At 33.4% G+C, this 17,528-nt stretch carries 15 protein-coding genes; 9 read left to right on the forward strand and 6 right to left on the reverse strand.

Annotated features, from left to right (window positions below; genetic code table 11):
- Positions 1-2: 2 nt before the first annotated feature.
- From VEU72_03355 to VEU72_03370, 4 genes are read right to left on the reverse strand one after another with little or no spacing between them, the layout of a single operon-like run.
- The gene (locus tag VEU72_03355; protein ID HYL66170.1) at positions 3-233 is read right to left on the reverse strand and encodes a hypothetical protein; all 231 of its coding nucleotides are present in this window, start codon (positions 231-233) and stop codon (positions 3-5) included.
- Complete coding sequence (locus VEU72_03360) at positions 230-1,621, reverse strand: ThiF family adenylyltransferase (protein ID HYL66171.1); 1,392 nt, start codon at positions 1,619-1,621, stop codon at positions 230-232. The genes VEU72_03355 and VEU72_03360 overlap by 4 nt, the downstream gene beginning before the upstream one ends.
- A gap of 1 nt (position 1,622) precedes the next feature.
- Positions 1,623-2,009, reverse strand: a complete 387-nt coding sequence (locus VEU72_03365) for an E2/UBC family protein (GenBank protein ID HYL66172.1) — start codon at positions 2,007-2,009, stop codon at positions 1,623-1,625.
- Complete coding sequence (locus VEU72_03370) at positions 2,006-2,260, reverse strand: hypothetical protein (protein HYL66173.1); 255 nt, start codon at positions 2,258-2,260, stop codon at positions 2,006-2,008. Before VEU72_03370 ends, VEU72_03365 begins: the two co-directional genes overlap by 4 nt.
- 215 nt (positions 2,261-2,475) lie before the next feature.
- Here VEU72_03370 and VEU72_03375 point away from each other — a divergent pair, with 215 nt between their 5' ends.
- Complete coding sequence (locus VEU72_03375; protein ID HYL66174.1) at positions 2,476-2,613, forward strand: hypothetical protein; 138 nt, start codon at positions 2,476-2,478, stop codon at positions 2,611-2,613.
- Positions 2,614-2,818: 205 nt separating this feature from the next.
- Positions 2,819-3,553, forward strand: coding sequence for a hypothetical protein (locus VEU72_03380; protein ID HYL66175.1), 735 nt, complete (start codon positions 2,819-2,821; stop codon positions 3,551-3,553).
- 164 nt (positions 3,554-3,717) lie between these two features.
- Here VEU72_03380 and VEU72_03385 read toward each other — a convergent pair whose 3' ends face one another.
- Positions 3,718-3,993 (reverse strand): hypothetical protein, encoded by a 276-nt coding sequence (locus tag VEU72_03385; GenBank protein HYL66176.1) that lies wholly within the window; start codon positions 3,991-3,993, stop codon positions 3,718-3,720.
- Positions 3,994-4,054: 61 nt separating this feature from the next.
- Here VEU72_03385 and VEU72_03390 point away from each other — a divergent pair, with 61 nt between their 5' ends.
- Complete coding sequence (locus VEU72_03390) at positions 4,055-4,342, forward strand: hypothetical protein (GenBank protein HYL66177.1); 288 nt, start codon at positions 4,055-4,057, stop codon at positions 4,340-4,342.
- Positions 4,343-4,345: 3 nt separating this feature from the next.
- On the opposite strand, the gene VEU72_03395 is transcribed toward VEU72_03390, so the two are convergent.
- Positions 4,346-5,293: a DUF5655 domain-containing protein gene (locus VEU72_03395; GenBank protein ID HYL66178.1), complete on the reverse strand. Its 948-nt coding sequence runs from the start codon at positions 5,291-5,293 to the stop codon at positions 4,346-4,348.
- 267 nt (positions 5,294-5,560) lie between these two features.
- Here VEU72_03395 and VEU72_03400 point away from each other — a divergent pair, with 267 nt between their 5' ends.
- The 6 genes from VEU72_03400 (at position 5,561) to VEU72_03425 (ending at position 17,527) form a co-directional block, all read left to right on the forward strand.
- On the forward strand, positions 5,561-8,650 hold the full coding sequence (locus VEU72_03400; GenBank protein ID HYL66179.1) for an ATP-dependent DNA helicase: 3,090 nt from the start codon (positions 5,561-5,563) through the stop codon (positions 8,648-8,650).
- Positions 8,651-8,757: 107 nt separating this feature from the next.
- Entirely contained in the window at positions 8,758-10,938 is a 2,181-nt protein-coding gene (locus VEU72_03405; GenBank protein ID HYL66180.1) for an N-6 DNA methylase, read from the forward strand.
- Positions 10,935-11,645 (forward strand): hypothetical protein, encoded by a 711-nt coding sequence (locus tag VEU72_03410; GenBank protein HYL66181.1) that lies wholly within the window; start codon positions 10,935-10,937, stop codon positions 11,643-11,645. Before VEU72_03405 ends, VEU72_03410 begins: the two co-directional genes overlap by 4 nt.
- Positions 11,646-11,650: 5 nt before the next feature.
- Positions 11,651-13,219 carry a class I SAM-dependent DNA methyltransferase gene (locus VEU72_03415; protein HYL66182.1) on the forward strand — a complete coding sequence of 523 codons (1,569 nt, stop codon included), beginning with the start codon at positions 11,651-11,653 and terminating at the stop codon, positions 13,217-13,219.
- Positions 13,209-14,456 (forward strand): restriction endonuclease subunit S, encoded by a 1,248-nt coding sequence (locus VEU72_03420; protein HYL66183.1) that lies wholly within the window; start codon positions 13,209-13,211, stop codon positions 14,454-14,456. Before VEU72_03415 ends, VEU72_03420 begins: the two co-directional genes overlap by 11 nt.
- A complete protein-coding gene (locus tag VEU72_03425) occupies positions 14,453-17,527 on the forward strand; it encodes a type I restriction endonuclease subunit R (protein HYL66184.1) in 3,075 nt (1,024 codons plus the stop codon). The genes VEU72_03420 and VEU72_03425 overlap by 4 nt, the downstream gene beginning before the upstream one ends.
- Position 17,528: the final 1 nt, after the last annotated feature.

Below are 17,528 nucleotides of genomic sequence, written 5' to 3' on the forward strand. Positions count from 1 at the left end.
TTCTATATTCCTACCGGTGAACTAACTCCTACTATAGATAGAATAATGGCAACTGGTGGGCCACCAACCAACAGTACAAATACTGTTGTAGCAGAATTTTTTGCATTTTGACATGTATTATGTGCAACAGAATTTGTGTCTGGACAAAATATTGTCATTGCATTATAAAAAACAAAGATTAAGACAAGAGCATAGACAGACCATGTAACAGATGCACCGATCTCCTTGATCATATTTGTAATGTGCCCTCTTCTTTGAGATACCGTGTTAGTCCTATTTTGTCTCCTATTCCAATAAAGGAGTGATGTAAGCAGTTTTCATTTACATACACATAACAGGGTACAATTGCTGGTTCTCGTCCTGCCAACATATCATACATGGTCAATATTCTTGCTTCTCTCAGACCAGTTACTAGTACCATAAATTCTACAACTGCCAGTGAAGCAATGACCCCATTCAAGGAAATTACCGAAGCATCTGGCACATCTGCACCTTTTACATATCCTAATTTTTTCCTGTTTTCATATTCTTCTTTGGATGAAAGATTGTCCAATACTTCTTTCAAATCTATCATATTGGCACATGTCATGCAAGGTCCGTTTGGTTGTAAAACCATGACACGCCCACCAGCCTCTTCAATTACTTCATTTGAAATGTTGATTCCAGTTCCGCAGTCAATATAATGAATAAGATAGCTGAATGCCAACTGAGTTAGTATCAGTCTTGCTCCATCGTTATCTACACAACCAAAAATAATGTCAGCCTGTTTTAATACATTGAAAACTTCATTATTTCTTAGATTTTTTTGTAGTGAATTGATTTTGGCTTTGTTACCTGTGATGCTAGTAATCATTATTTCAACTACATTCACTTTTGGTTTTCCTATATCGTCTGGTGTAGCACCAACAAGTCTGTTTAGATTAGTCTCTTCTACTAGGTCAGGGTCTACTAAAACAAAGTTTCTGACTCCTTTGTATGCAAGTTCTTGTGCTACATGACTACCTATTCCACCAGTACCAACTATTGCAACTTTAGCAGAGTGTATCTTTTTTTGTCCTGGTTTACCAAATGCTAAAATTTGTCTTGCAAAAGTTTTTTCGTCTATTTCGGTTTTATGAAGTCTTTTACCAGAGGTTGTTACAAGTTTTCTAAAATTATTGCCTACTATTCTAATATATGATATTGGTTCAGGTTTATCTTGGCTTTTCCAGATTAATCCCTCAACTGAAAGTTCATCTGTCATCACAATAGCCGCATAGGGCTTACCTGGTATAACGTCTAGTACGTATGGCACAAATTCTTTAAATCCCTTGCGATCTGTTCCTGAGAAATCTACGCTTCCAAAACCAGAACCATGGTTATGTACTTCAATTAAAGCCATCTTTCTTTTAAGTGCCGTATTAGTTACTTTCAAAAGTGCTTCAAGTTTAATTTGTAAGGCAAAATCTACCGCTTCCGTATCTTCATTAGGAATCAGAATAGCATCATTAACAAGTAATGTTACCCCATTTCCTATGTTTACAACTTCTGCCAAAAGAAACACGAAATGTTCACCGTTAGTTTCAAACAAATGTGCGTATACTTTTTCCCAGATGTTTTGAGAGATTCTTATTTCATGCAATTTAATTTACCTCTTTTAATCTATCAATGACCTTTAGCACGAAAGTTTGTAGATTATCTCCTTTGAATATGTCAGCAGCAGGGTGCCATTCACCATCCAAATGATATGAAAATTGTCCCCATTGCCTTTCAATCTGTGTCACTGGGTCGCTAAAGTTACCAATTTGATTCCCGTTAACGGATTTCAACCCTACTGTGACGTAAAAATTGTCAGGAGGAGTTGCAGGATAACTTGGTAGAATAATGATAAGAAGATCCGTAGAACTTCTATTCCATCCTGTAGGTAGTTTAAAGTCCTTGATGATAATCCATTCTAAATTAGGACCACATTCTACCTCTCCATATAATTTTTGCAAGAGTTGGATCTCTTGCAACAGACGTTCCTTCATTGTGAACCTCTCTTGAACTTCGGAGGTTTCTTGAATTTGTGATGATGTCCTTCAAGTTCGATGACTTCATTTTCACCGACTTGTTTTTGAGAACCATCGTCCAGGATTTCCACTATGCCAGTGGAATGTGGTATTCCTGCAATATCCATTATTTCACCACCCGTAAGTTGAGATTTTTCAGTGTGGGATTCTTTCTCATCTACAAAAAAGGTGAAAAATTTTCCTTTTGTCTTCTCATCAACTACTTCCATTATATTTTCACCCCCAAATCTTGTTCTAATCCTCTTTTTTGGAATGTTTTTTTCAGGTTCATGGTTTTACCATGATTTCTATTCTTTTGATACTGGGAATAAATCCAAGCATCGGTTTTACGTTGGAACATATCTACATATCTACATATCCACTATAAAAAGATTTGTGTGGATATGTTGATATCTTTATATATAACTAAGCCGATCTGCCATACATGGGCAAAGTAAACCTAGCAATAGATGACAAAATTGAAGAAAAATTTAGGGCAGCTGTTGCTAAGAAAAAAGGCATGAAGAAAGGCAATCTTACCAATGCTGTACAAGAAGCAATGCTCTTATGGATGAAAGAGTAAATACAGCTAATAATCCAAAATATCTTTTTATTATTAAAAGTTATAAAATTGACTTTGTATTAACTAGTGTGAGTGCTTATGGTTAATTATTCCTGGAAAGCATATAGATCATTTTAATAATTATCAGTCAAATTCAATGACATTGACAATAGTAATTGCTACCATATGTGATGATGGGAAAAGTGCAATTGCAATATCTGATAAGATGATTACTGCAGAAGCATTATCAATAGAGTTTGAACATAGGTCTAAAAAATTAGAACCAATAGCCAACAACTGTATTCTTTTGTCAGCAGGTTCTGCATTAAATCCTACTGAAGTTTTTGAAAATGTAAAAACAACATACGCTCACCAACAATTTCCACAAATAAAAGAAATTTTAAATTCTGTGAAGCAAAACTATGTGGAAGTTCGCAATAGAAAAGCAGAGGAAGAGATTTTTTACCCTGTTTCTATGTCCATCTCAAGTTTCCAAAAAAATCAAAACGCAATGAATGATAATATTGTTCTAAAACTTGATCATGAACTTGCTGAATATGACTTAGGTCTGACTATATTATTAGCAGGAGTGGATAGCACTGGTGCTCATTTACATACTATTGAAAACCCTGGTGTTTCTGCACAATTTGACAAATTAGGTTTCTGTTGTTTAGGAAGTGGCCAAAGACATGCTTTTGATAGTTTGATTGTAAATAATTATCATATAGAACTTCCCTTCAAAGAAGCAATGTTTGCAACATACGAGGCAAAAAAGAAAGCAGAGTTAGCTCCCGGAGTTGGTGGTAAAACAGATATGTTGTATATTGATGAGAAAGGTGTACATATGCTTAATGATGCAACGATAAATAACTTGCAAGCTATTTATGAGGAGAAAATTAAATTAAATCAACCAACGGAATCAAAAATAAAAGACATGATAAATAAAATGGAGTTGAAGTAATTGGTAGGCGTATTAAAAAAGAAAACTAGGGATTATGCTGTAGAATTGTACAATGCAAAATTAAACATAGCATTGGCGAAATATGGTAAAATAAAAAGACAAAAGAAATAACTGTTCAAATATATTTTAATTTATTGTAATAAGAATAGTTTTAAAAAATAGAATCATAGATCTTGATTGCAACCTACACAATATGGTTTGCCATCAGGATCTATATCTCTGAATTTTTTTGGATGACTGCATTGGATTTGAATTTCATCTCTTATGCTGGTGAGAATTTCAAACTCGCCACGGTTGAGATTTTCCAATTGCTTAGCTACACCAGATACTCCACCTGGAATCATGTAGCATTTCTGAGATAATGCTGCAAAACTATCGCTGCATTTTATTTTGTATTTCATAAAGTCATCCAAGATTTCGATTGCTTTTTTGGAAGTCATTAATGAATATTTTTTCGTATTGCATTAAGGTCTTTTTCTACTGTTAACAAGCGACAAATTTTTGAGGAATGAGAAACTAGTCTTTTCTGTGACGAAAGGAATATGTCTTGTATGCAAGGCTAGAACTGATGTAACTAAACACCATGTCAAAGAAATGGAAAGAAAGCCTGATGGAAGTTATGAATCTATAACACTTTGTGATCCTTGTCATGTTTTTCACGAAAAATACGTTAATGCGCTAAAAACTCTAGGATATGAACCTGATAAGTTGAAAGTAACTCGTCTACCAGATATGAAAAATCGGAGAACCTTAGCTGATTTGGGCATAGACAAAACAAGAAGAGTTTAGAATCTAATTTTTATCAAAAGATTGTTGGATTAAACCTAGTATGTATTCAAATTCTTTATCATCTTTTATTATAATTTGATAGTCGCCATTTCCATAATGACCTATTTTTTTATTATTTTCCTGTCTCATAACTCTAGCTAATTTTTTTGGGTCATCAAGTTTTCCATTGGCTAAATTCACTAATAATTTCAAAGCATTTTTTTGAACTGTCACATCAACAAAATTAGTATTATGTTTGAAGGCAACATATTTTGCAAGTGGCACGACTTTGATATTACCACCAATTTCAAGTATTCTCCCTTTGAGTTTTTTATAAAGTTCTTTGATTATAGGTTCAGCGAGTTTAAGATTATTATCTTCACTAAAAGTTTCAAGATGTGATAAAATATCTTGATTTTTAGTTGTAATACTTTTGCTTTTGTGCAATTTTTCAAGAACTATGTTATGACTACTTGTTGATTCAACCGGTTCTAATAGTAGATAACCGTTTTCAAATCTTGTAACCTTGAATAGTTCAAATTCTATATTTTGCTGCATTTGTCTATGGTAATCTAATTGAAAATCTGTGAACTCGGGAGATATGATAATGAGTTTTGAGTTTTTCCATCTGACATCTTCTAATTTTAATTTATTTTTGGGAAATTTTTCATTATAATCTAATACAATTTTTGCTTGATTGTCTAAAAGACGTTGGAGATATGCCACAGTTTGTTCTATTACGGTAGGATTTTTTACTTTCTTGTATTCTATTATTACAAATCTTTCGTTAATTTCATCATACCCAATAGCATCAACAATTTTTCCATTTAGAGAATATTGACTTGCGAAAAACTTTATGTTAAAAATATCCTCCAAGTTTTCATTAATTAGGTTTTCAAGATGTTTTTCTAATTCAAATTGTTCGATAGAAACTCTTTTCATTCCATTTTTGTCAGGTTTAAAAAGTTCCACAGATAATTCGCTATTTTCTATAAACTTAAGGATTTAGACAAACTTGAATTGGAATAACCTTAAAGAGAATAAGAATAAATCAAACGGTAATTATTTTGGTCGAGGTTTTTTCTTTAATTCAGTGTTAACAGATCAAATATTGTTTGATATTATCACATTCCAATTTTCAGGATCAGTCGGCTAGATCCATTTGTTCATAAATACGATAAATTATGGTAATAGAAAAAGGATCTTCATTTAAGGTAATTACTCCTCAATAGGTGAGTGATGCAAGTCCAGCTAAACACTGAACAACATGAGGCGGTTAATCATTCAGGTAGTCCTCTTCTAGTTGCTGCAGGTCCTGGTAGTGGTAAAACCAAAGTAATTGTTGAGAGAATCAAGCATTTAGTTAAAAATGGCCTAAAACCATCCGAAATTCTCTGTCTCACATTTTCTGAAAAAGCGGCAGAAGAGATGAAAGAAAGATTAGAAAAAATCATTGATGTTACCGATATGCAAATTAGCACTTTTCATTCGTTTTGTAATGATGTTTTAGCAGACAATGTACTTGATTCAGGAATTGGAATAGGTTCCGGTGTAATTAACAGATCCAGTCTACTAGTATGGGCACTAAAACACATTGATACTTTTGAATTTGAACACATAGAATTAGGAAATAACGCGGTAAATGTAATTGAGGCAATGGTTGACGGCATTAGTACATTCAAAGATGAATTAATCACGCCAGATGAATTGGCAGATTATCTTGATAAAAAACTAAATGGAAAAATGAAACTAGTTGAAGATGTTTTACAGATAGATTATCTACAAAAGCTATGTGATCTACACAAATTATATGTAAAACATCAAGAATATCTTAGAAGATCAAGACTGATTGATTTTGATGACATGGTTTCACTTACCATACAACTATTTCACAAAAAACCAAATGTCTTATCAAAATATCAAAACCAATTCCAACATGTTCTAGTTGATGAATTTCAAGATAATAATTTTGCACAGCTGGAATTAGTAAAACTACTTGCACCTACTGGAAACATTACTGTAGTAGGAGATGACGACCAAAGCATATACAGATTCCAAGGAGCATATGTTGCAAACTTTGAACACTTTATCAAATCATATGATAATAAAGTAAAGATAGTAATTTTAAAACAAAATTATCGCAGTACAAAAAATATAGTAAAACTAGCTTCCCAGTTATTGTCTAGTGTACCAAACAGGCAGGTAAAGGAGTTATTTTCTGAAAACGAGGATGGTGAGAAGGTATCTGTTGTACGATGTGGTCATGACATGGCCGAGGTAGAATATGTTGTATCCAAAATACGCTCAATTTTAGGCACAAAAATCAGCAGACGAGATGGTTCCCAAAAGCCAGTCTCATATAGAGATTTTACCATATTATCCAGAAAACGTATAGATGGTAGAAAATTTGCCCAAGCACTAAATGCATATGGAATTCCTGCAACATTTGTAGGAGAGGCAAACATTTTCAATTCTTCAACTGGAAGGGATTTGCTAGCTTATTTGGATATTGCAAACAATCCTATACTTGCAGGTCTTGCAATAAATCGTGTTTTAAAAAATAGTGGAATATCTGATACCAATATAGCAAGAATAAACCAAGAGGCAAAGAAAAGAAAGAATGATTCCAAGACAAACTCTGACTATGTATTTGATGTTCTAACTGATTTATCCATTCCAGAAATTGATCAGCTTGATGAATTGTTTGACATTTCAAAACAATTACAAGAATTGACTAGTCTTCAGCATCAAAATACTGTAAGTGAATCTGTTTTTAAGATTATGATGAAGATTACCGATTTGTACAAGAGTGCAACGCAGACTGATTCATTACAAGATAGAAAGAAACAGACCATACTCAAAGAGCTATATCATTTATCATTAGAGTTTGAGTCACAAAACAAAAATGGAACACTTGGTGATTTTATCGATTATCTTAGATTACTAGGAGAATTCGATGTGGAGCTTGAAGAAAATGTAGAGATTATGGATTCTGTTCAAGTATCAACCATACATCAAAGCAAGGGAAAAGAATTTCCAATTGTGTTTATAGTTGATGTTGCACAGGGAAAGCTTCCTTTACGATACCAGGCAAAAAAATTCTATGTTCCAAATGATTTGGCAAAGGGATTACAAAGAGAAGATGATGAAAAAGCTTTGGCATTACAAGAAGAACGTAGGCTGTTTTATGTGGCAATGACAAGGGCTCAGAACTTATTATATGTGATATTTCCTACAAAATACGCACAAAATGTACGGACAAGCAAGCCTTCAGTATTTTTAGAAGAGATCGACTTTGAGAATAACCCTTTAGTGGATTTGGTTGATTTTTCAGGCACTACTCAAGAGACCTTACTACAAGAACAAAACAAGATAGATATTATTCGACAGGATTTGCAGTCAAAAGCTACTAAATTTGTAAACCAGATGCAACTAGAGAGTGCAATAGCTAGAATTTTAGATTTATCCAAGGTAGATTATTTTGAGAAAAACGGTACATTAGATGGATTTAGTACTGAAGATCTATTTCATGTAGAAAGTAACAAGGAAGTTGAATCTTTACTATACCAAGAAAAGATTCCATTGATAAACAAAGAAACATTGAGGCTTTCTGCTTCTAAATTTGAAACATATTTGAAATGTCCGTTACAGTTCAAGTTTGCACATGTATTAGAAGTGCCAACTCCTGAAAGAACCTACTTTAATTTGGGCACTGCGGTTCATGCTGTAGCAGAGCATCTCACAAAACTAGAAAAAGACGGAATAACACCAACTGAAGAAACAGCTTTTGAGATTTTAGAAAGTAATTGGAACTCTAATGCATACCTTTCTACAAAAAAAGAAGAGGAAGATAAAGAAAAAGCTAGAGTAATGATTAGAACTTATCTCAAATGGATTGATTCCAATCCAAACACACCAATTGATGTTGAGAAAAGATTCCAAATTGAGATTGGCGGAATCAAAGTTAATGGGTATATTGACAGAATAGAAAAGACTCCAGATGGAGAGTATCAAGTAATTGATTTTAAGACAGGAAATGTGTACGAAACTAAAAATACAATAAAAGAAGATCCTCAGATGAATGTCTATGCTTTGGCAGTTGAGCAATTGTACAAGAAACTTCCTGAAAAGACTTCATTGTTTTACCTAAAGGAAGACAAGGTTTTGGATAACGAGATTAAAACAGACAATGTAGACAAGGTGAAAAGCACACTTGAAACCGTGGTAAAATCAATCCTTGAGGAAGAATTTCAGGCAAAACCTGTAAAGGGAGCTTGTTTTACCTGCAGTTTTAAAAATATCTGTGATTATGTTGAAAATGACAATTAGTCACTGGGAATCGTAAATCTGATCGCTATATTTGGGAAGGTTTTTATGTTATAAGACATAATGGTAAATATGTGTGGTATACAACACTGGCTAGCCAGAGATTAAACATGATAAAAGATAATTCAAACCCCGAAGAGGAATTCCTTGAGAGACTCGTAGATGAATATGGCTATTCAATAGAATCAATCCGCAAAAATGTCTCCCTGTCAAAAGGCCAAGCAAGGTACAAAGTCGATATGATTGTGTATCAGCAAGGAAAGCCATTCATAATAATCGAGATCAAATCCCCGCTCAAAGGAGCCACATGGGAGATGATGGAACAGTTAAGGCAGTACGTATCAGTTAGCGAGGCAAAATACGGGGTTATCAGTGATGGTATAAACCTTCTTTGTTATGTGTCACAAAAAACTCCCGCCGGCCTTACTTTGGAAAAAATACCAGACATTCCACAGGCTGATTTCATAGACAATAAACATCTTTCAAAAACACTTGATTCAAAACATCTTCAAGATATAGCCTGGAATGAGTTTGATTATCTTAGAGGAAAAGGGAAGTCGACAACTTCTGCATTACTTGGTATTTCTCAGATAATTGCTGCAAAATTTTATGATGAAAAAGAAAACAAATCCGAACCAAGTTTCCATTCAAATCCTGACGAGGATGCAGAAACTGTAAAATCAAGAATGGAATCAATTTTGTTAAACATTTCAAAAAAATTTGGCTTGACTTCTCATGAAATCCAATTAGAGCCACTTGAGATCAAGGAAATGGTAATACGATTACAGAAATTCTCCATTTCAAAATCAGAACTAACTAAAGATGGATTGAACACACTCTATACACTGATAATCAATGAACGGGAATTAAGGGAACTAGTAACACCGCTTAATTTGATTAAATTTTGCGTGGGATTGGCAGGTGTACAAAAAAATCATCATGTAATAGACCCTGCATGTGGCCTGGGTGGATTTTTGGTTGAAGCAAAACGATATGGCGCCAGTATATTTGGAGCTGATATATCTCAAACAGTAGTCGATATTGCAAAAATCAACATGTATCTCATAGGAGAGAATCCGCTCAACGTCATTTGCCAGGACAGTCTCAGATTAATTGAAAAGAATAGCCTTGATTCACAAGAAATATCTCACGAGCAGTATGATTTATTTATAACAAATCCACCATTTAATTATAAAATATTAGATGAACGTTTGAACTATTACCATTTAACGAAGTCATCTGGTGGTTTTTCGGAAAGCTTGTTCTTAGAATTGGGTACAAAACTTGTTAAAAATAATGGAAAAATAGTCATCATAGTTCCAGATGGATTTTTGTTTAATTCACAGAATGAAAGAATGAGAGAATTTTTATTGAAAAATTTCAAGGTTGCAGTAATAAGTTTACCAGCAAAAATGTTCTCTGTTTCAGCTATTCGAACTTCCATACTTGTCTTGACAAAGACTAGACCTGAACTAAATCAGCCAATGTTCCTGGCAAGAGTACTTCCAATAGATGTGAAAAAAAGCCCGGCAGACTCATACAGAGAACAATTTGATGAAATACTCTTAGCATACAGGGAATATGAACAACGCAACATCATCAGGCCTTCAGAAAACATCATCCTGGCAAAGACACCTGACAGTAAAAGACTGGATTTCGACTTTTATGAAAAAGTTGATCATGAAAAGTTCAAACATGAGACTAGGTTGCTAGGTGAAATAGCTGAATTACAAGTTGGTACAAAATCTGAACATTTGAAGGAAAAAACAGGAGAGTTTGAGATATTCCCTGTTAGGGGGCAAAACATAAAAGATTTCACTGTTGATTCGTCATTAATTTTACCAATCAAAATTGACCGTGAGTTAAGCTACAAGTACATTACTGAACCTTATGATATTTTGATGACAAGAACTGGAAATCCTGGAAAAGTTGGCATAGTAGACCTGGAAAACATTAGTTTACTTGTAAAAGACAATTTAATCAGAATAAGACCAAATAGAAATATCGTAGATCCGTACTATTTGTTTGCGTTTTTATCTTCTACAGAAGGACAGGACGTTTTACAGAGAATCTCTATCGGCAGCACAATTAAGGCAATTAATTTACAAAACTTGTCCACATTAAAGATTCCAATTCCACCTTATGATGAGCAAATGAAAATAGCTAACGAGTTGAAAAAATTACTTGAATTAAAAAATGAAATAAAATCACTAATGACTGAAACAGAGAAGAGGAAAGAACTGGTGGAAGAAAGAATCAACAATCTATTTCAAAGGAGGAAAATACAATGATCAACGGAATTATTTCCGGTACTGGGAAGATTATAACAATTGAAGAATGCCTTCAATCAAATCAAAATGTACCAAAGCCTATTCTGGAAACCATAATGCCAAACTCACGGTTTTCATACGATCCTAATGCGTATGGCGTAGGTGAAATAATATCATGTTTGAGAAAGAGTTACTTTGACAGGGTTCAAGGCCATGCAGAAACTCTTGGAAATCTCCATAGATCTCAAGTAGGGAGTGCAATTCATGATTCATTTCTCAAACGCTATGATATGACTGAAAAACAGATGACTTTGGGTTTTGACCACAATGGTGTGAAATTATACATAAAAGGCAAATTCGATGGCTATGATTTCAAGGAAAAAACGCTGGTAGAGGTAAAAACAAAACAAGATGTTTCTAAGATAAGCAAACCTTATGATATTAACATTTTACAATTACAATGTTTTGCGACATTAGCTAAAACGACACTCAACTTACAAGTAGAGAGACTTCAAGTAATCTACATAGACTTTAATGAATTAAAACTATTTGATATTCCTTTTAAAGATCAACTTGATTTTATGAAACAACGAACAGTTATGCTCCATGAGGCAATAACAAAACGTCAAGAACCAAGGGAAGAATTGTCTTCCATATGCCAAAGTTGTTCATTTAATCAAAAATGTTCATTACCGGCATATCTCATCCCTAAAACATTACGGAGATAGAAATTATGGTAGAAAAGAAAAAATCAAAAAAAGAAGAGAAAGTAAAAACTTTAGAAGAATCCCTTTGGGAAACGGCTGAGCAACTAAGAGGAACTGTAGAAGTCTCCCAGTACAAGTATATTGCATTAGGTTTAATGTTTTTAAAATTCATCTCAGACAGATTTGAAGAAAGAAGAAAAGAGATTGAACAATCTGCAAAATCAGATAAACAAAGAGAAATGTCAATTGAGGATAAAGATGAATACACACAAAAAAACATTCCATTTTTAGAAAAAGGTACTCGTTGGTCTGACTTAATGAAAGAAGCTACTCAAAAAAATCTAGGATTAAAAATTGATCAAATGTTACGAAAAATTGAACAGGTAAATCCCATTTTGTCAGGTGTTTCACCTCAAGTCTTTTCTGATTCAAAGATCGCAAATGAAAATCTTACCGCACTAGTTAACGAATTCTCAAAGATTGGCTTTGGAACAAAAGAAGCAATTGATGTTGATACTTTTGGTAGAGCATACGAGTTCTTCATAAAGAAATTTGCAATGAGTGAGGGAAGACGTGGTGGTCAATTTTACACACCACGTCCTGTTGTAAAATTACTAGTTGAAATTTTAGAACCATACAAAGGAATTGTCTTTGATCCTACCTGTGGCTCAGGAGGCATGTTTGTTCAGAGTCACAAATTCTTGGCAGCACACCATGGAAAAAAAGATGATCTTTCAATATATGGTCAAGAGGTAATTGATGGAATTTGGAGGATTTGTAAAATGAATCTCATTTTACGTGGAATTGACACTACAAACATTTACCTTGGAGATTCACTCAAAAATAATAAATTTCCTCACGATAAAAAAGCTAATTTCATTTTGGCAAATCCCCCATTTAATGTTAAAGAGTGGGGATACAACCAATTATCTGCTGATAAAAGATGGGTGTATGGCACTCCAAGTAAAACAAATGCAAACTATGCTTTCATGCAACATATGCTGTATAATTTAGATGAAAAAAATGGTCGAATGGGATTGGTTTTAGCAAATGGCTCTATGAGTGTTTCAGGAACAGAAGGTGAAATTAGAAAAAACATTGTGGAGGCTGATCTAATTGATTGCATGATAGCGTTACCAACCAATTTGTTTTTTACAACAACAATTCCTGCATGTTTATGGTTTTTTACAAAAAACAAAACAAATGGAAGATATGGGAACAGAAAAGGCAAGACGTTATTTATTGATGCAAGAAAAATATTTACACCTATTGACAGAGCTCAAAATGAGTTTTCGGATGAACAAATTGAGAAAATTGCTGGAACTTATCGTTCCTATGTTGGAGAAGAAGGCTATCCAAAATACAAAGATATTCCTGGATATTGTAAAGTAGCTACAAAAGAAGAGATTGCTAAATACAATTATGTTTTAACTCCCGGAAGATATGTCGGTGCAGAAGATATTGAAGAAGATGATGAGCCATTTGAAGATAAAATGAGGAGATTAGTAAAAGAATATTCTGAACTTTCAGGAAAATCTATAGAACTAGAGAAAGAAATTCGTAAAAACCTAAAAGAGTTGGGATTTGAAATCTGAATTTATTTTAGAAGATAATATTTCAGTGAACAATTCACGAGATTGGATTGTAAAAAAATTAGGTCTATTAGGAAAAATAGTTACTGGAAAAACACCACCTACCACACATCCGGAATATTTCGGTTCTGACTATCCTTTTTTAACACCAAGTGATATCAAAGATTCTAAATTCGTAGATATCGTAGAAAGAGGATTATCAAAGAAAGGCCTTGAGCTATTAGAAAATTTTAAGATTCCTCCTTCTAGCGTCACAGTATCTTGTATTGGCTCAGATATGGGAAAGGCAGTGATGATAAAAAAATCATGTATCACAAATCAGCAGTTTAACTCTATCATACCAAATGAGTTAGTCGAACCCAATTTTCTATACTATTCCCTATCAAATATGAAAAATTTACTCAAAATGATGGCTGCTGGTGGAACGGCACAACCAATTTTGAATAAATCTGATTTTGCTGAAATCCCCATCTTAATTCCACCAATTGAAATTCAAAAAAAAATCAGTTTAATTCTATCAGGTTTGGATGACATAATAGAATTATTAAAAAAACAGAATTTCACATTGGAAAAAATTATTCAATCAATCTTCAAATCATGGTTTATTGATTTTGGTGGACAGATAGAGTTTGTTGATTCAGAATTAGGTGACATACCAAAAGGATGGCGAGTAACAAAAATAGGTTCCGAGTTAAAAGTAATCACTGGAGGTACACCTTCACGTAATAATCAAACATATTGGAGAAATGGAACCATCCCATGGATCACTTCTAAGAAAACAGGAGAATTGAGAATTATTTCTCCGGATGAATATATCACAGAAGAGGGAAAGGAGAGATCATCAACACAAGAAATTCCAAAAAGATCTACGGTATTAGCAATAATTGGTAATACCATTGGCAAAGTAAGTTTAGTCGAAATTTCTTGCTGTATAAATCAAAACGTGGCCGCAGTATTATGTAATAATGAGATTTCATCAGAATTCATCTATGGGTGGATTAAACATATGATCAATGAAATTACTTCGTGGAAGAGTGGTGGTGCTCAAGCTTCATTAAATCAAAATTCAATAAAACAGTCATCACTATTAATCCCAGATCAAAATTCTTTAAAAAAATATACTGAAACAGCAAGGCCAATTTTTGATCTAATAGAATCAAATTCTATAATGACAAATAAGTTTGAAAAAATTAGAGATGCTCTACTTCCAAAACTAATCTCAGGAGAAATTCAAGTATGACACAAATAAAATTAGATGAAGGTTGGGTAGAAGAGGCAGCACATCGTCTATTTGAAAAATTACATTACGATACTCAATGGGGACCAGATCATAACCCTGGTACAGAAAATCCGGAAAGGCAATCACTAACGGAGGTCATTCTAGAAAGGAGACTAAAACAAAACCTAGAAAAAATCAATCCTGGACTACCAGATCAAGCCTATGAGATGGCAATAGGAGCATTACATACAATTTCTTCGCCAAATATTATGGAAAGTAATCGTAAATTTCATCATTTACTACTTAACGGCTTTACAGTAAAAATTCAAGATAAGGACGGTAAGACATTCCCAAAACTAGTCAATTTTGTAGATTGGGAACACCCAGAAGAGAATAATTTTCTTGCAGTACGACAATTTATTGTAGAGCAACACAAAAAAAGACGTGCTGATCATGTTATATTTCTTAATGGAATTCCAATTGTCATCTTTGAATACAAAAATCCTTTTGATATCTCAACAACAATAATAGATGCGTTTAATCAGATAGGTGAAACAGATTATCAATTATATATTCCAAAATTATTTCACTATAATACATTTAACGTAATAAGCGATAGAAAACTCGCAAGGTACGGGACATTTGAATCGCCTTTTGAATTTTTCTTTACATGGTATGAAAAAGATGATCCAGGAGAAGAAAAAGACCCAGAAAGATTTCGATTGGATTATTTAATAGAACAAGCTTTTGAGAAAGAATCTTTAATAAATATAATTTACAACTTTATTGAATTTGAAGACAATGGTTCTAAAATCATAAAAAAGATTGGAAGAAAACACCAAATCAAGGCCATTAATCAGCTAGTGGAGCGGGCAAAAAAAGTCTATGATGATCCAAATGAAGACAGAATAGGTGTAGTATTCCACAGTACAGGTTCTGGAAAGTCAATGTCAATGATATTTTTTACAGAAATGGTTTCCCGTGTCAAAAAAATGGACAATCCCACATTTGTTGTAATTACAGATAGAAATGATCTAGATGAGCAGTTATCTGATTTCTTTAAAGTGGCTGGATTTCCATATCCAAAACCAAATGTCACATTGCAAGAAGCAGACAGCATTGAAGATTTGCGGGAGAAATTAAAAATCCCTGCGGGAAACATAATATTTACAACAATTCAAAAATTCCAAACAACCAAGGAAGAAAGAGAAGGAAATGTAAGATATCCGAAATTATCAGATAGACGAAATATCATCATTATTGCTGATGAGGCACACCGCTCTCAATACAAAAAGATGGCCATAAATCTCAAAGTAGCTCTTCCTAATGCACTCAAAGTTGGTTTTACTGCTACCCCAATTGAGCTTGAAGATCGCTCTACTACCGATGTTTTTGGGCCTGTAATTACTAGATACACCCAATCTGAATCAGTAAAGGATGGAACTACAGTTGATATTGCATATGATGGCAGACTATTGCCACAACACCTGTTAAACAAATTCATTGGAAGAGACTATGATGAAATTACTGAAAATCTTAGTGAAGAACAGAGTGAAGCGGTTGCAAAAAAATGGTCCGACTTGGTGACACTTGTTGAACGTGAAGAAAGAATTGAAGAAATTTCAAAAGATGTTGTCTTTCATTTTAATTCAAAAAAGAAGCTGATTCCAAAAGGAAAAGCAATGCTTTGTGCTACAACAAAAAAAGCAGCTGGAATGTATTATGAATACATAAACAAACAACCAAACCATCCAAAGTGTATCTGTGTAATTTCTGGAGCATCAAACATAAAGGATCCAACACAAAAACAACAAGAAAAAAATGAATATCTAAAAGAACATTATAGAACAAAACAACAAGTCAAAGATCTTGTTGAAGATTTTAAAGATGAGAATAATGATATAGAATTACTTATTGTATGTGACATGTATCTAACTGGATTTGATGCCCCGCTAGTTCATACACTATATGTTGACAAACCACTAAGAGATCATAATCTATTCCAAGCTACATCTAGGGTAAATAGGAAATGGAAACCAACAAAATCAGTTGGCTTGGTCATAGATTATATTGGAATTGCAGATGATTTAAAAAAATCATTCAAAGCTTTCAATGATGCAGATATTAAAGAAGCAATGAAGCCAACAGCAGAAATTCTTCTATATATGAAGAAAAAACATACTGAATTATTGAGCTTCTTTGAAAATCCAGTTGATAATAGAAACGAACTATCTACAGAAGAATTTGATGAGTTATTTCTAAATGCTGTAAATGAAATTGTTGCAACTGAGGAATTAAAGACAAAATTTTTCCAAAATGTTACAGAGCTAACAAAAGCATATGCTGTATGTACCCCCAATCCTGCATGTCTTGACGTAGAAGATGATTTAGAATTTTTTCAAAATCTCCGAAGATATGTTACAAAAAATACTGTACAACACCCATTCATTCCCCAAGAAATAGATGCCTCTGTTAAGGAATTAGTTGAAAAGGGAATTGCTAGTGCTAAGGCGTTTGAGAAATTTACCCTCAACTATGATCCTGAAAAATTTGAACTAAATCCAGAGTATCTAAAAAAGATTGCAAAAATGAAACAAAAAAACCTCAAAGTAGAATTAGCAAACAAATTACTCGATGATGCAATAAAAACAAAATTTACACGAAATGAAGTAGCAAAAAAATCATTTCAAGAAAGAATTGAAAAAGCCTTGTCAAATTATCATTCTCGTTTTGAAAATTTTGAAACCGTGTGGGGAAAAATGGAGCAGGTGTCAGATGACATATACAAACAGAAAAAGAAAGAAGAAGAATTAGGATTAACGGAACAAGAAATTGTGTTTTATGATGCAGTTTCTCAAGGAAAAGAATATGCCAAATCAGATAAAACGATTATAGAGATTGCATCAGAGTTGACTGATTTTATGAAACGTAACACGACTGTTGATTGGTTAAACCAGGAAAGCATAAAGGCCAAGATTCGTTCAGGAATAAAGAAAATTTTAATCGATCATGATTTTCCAGTAGAGTCCTTTGAAAAATTAGTTCCGGTGATAATGCAGCAAGCGGAGAATAATTTTTCTGATTTGATATAAT

This window comes from Nitrosopumilaceae archaeon, assembly GCA_035631875.1.
Classification (GTDB): Archaea; Thermoproteota; Nitrososphaeria; order Nitrososphaerales; family Nitrosopumilaceae; genus TA-20.